Origin of the sequence: Microvirga antarctica (assembly GCF_017921815.1) — a bacterium.
Classification (GTDB): domain Bacteria; phylum Pseudomonadota; class Alphaproteobacteria; order Rhizobiales; family Beijerinckiaceae; genus Microvirga; species Microvirga antarctica.
This window is the reverse complement of record NZ_JAGEMM010000047.1, coordinates 1-300: the sequence shown is the minus strand read 5'-3', so window position 1 is coordinate 300 and position 300 is coordinate 1. Positions and strand designations below refer to the sequence as shown.

Annotated in this window: 1 pseudogene; it reads right to left on the bottom strand. The window is 53.7% G+C overall.

From position 1 onward, the window contains the following. Nucleotides 1-300 (bottom strand): annotated as a pseudogene (silR, locus tag J4G32_RS20795) (copper/silver response regulator transcription factor SilR); the annotation flags it as partial.

The following is a 300-nucleotide window of genomic DNA, read 5'->3' as shown; positions in this document are numbered from 1 at the left end:
AGGTCAGCCACCTTAAACTGGCTTTCCGTGATCATCGTGTTTCCCCGCCTCAGAAGGGTTCTCACCCGGGCGAGCAGTTCGGCAAACGCAAAGGGTTTAACCAGATAATCGTCCGCACCCAGTTCCAGTCCTTTGACCCTGTGTTCGATCGTGCCGAGGGCTGTCAGCAGTAAGACCGGCATACCCTTTCCGGCAGTGCGCAGCATGCGGATGATATCCCAGCCGTTCACATCAGGTAGCATGATATCCAGAATGACTAAATCATACTCGGCTGTCATGGCGAGATGATATCCGGTAAGA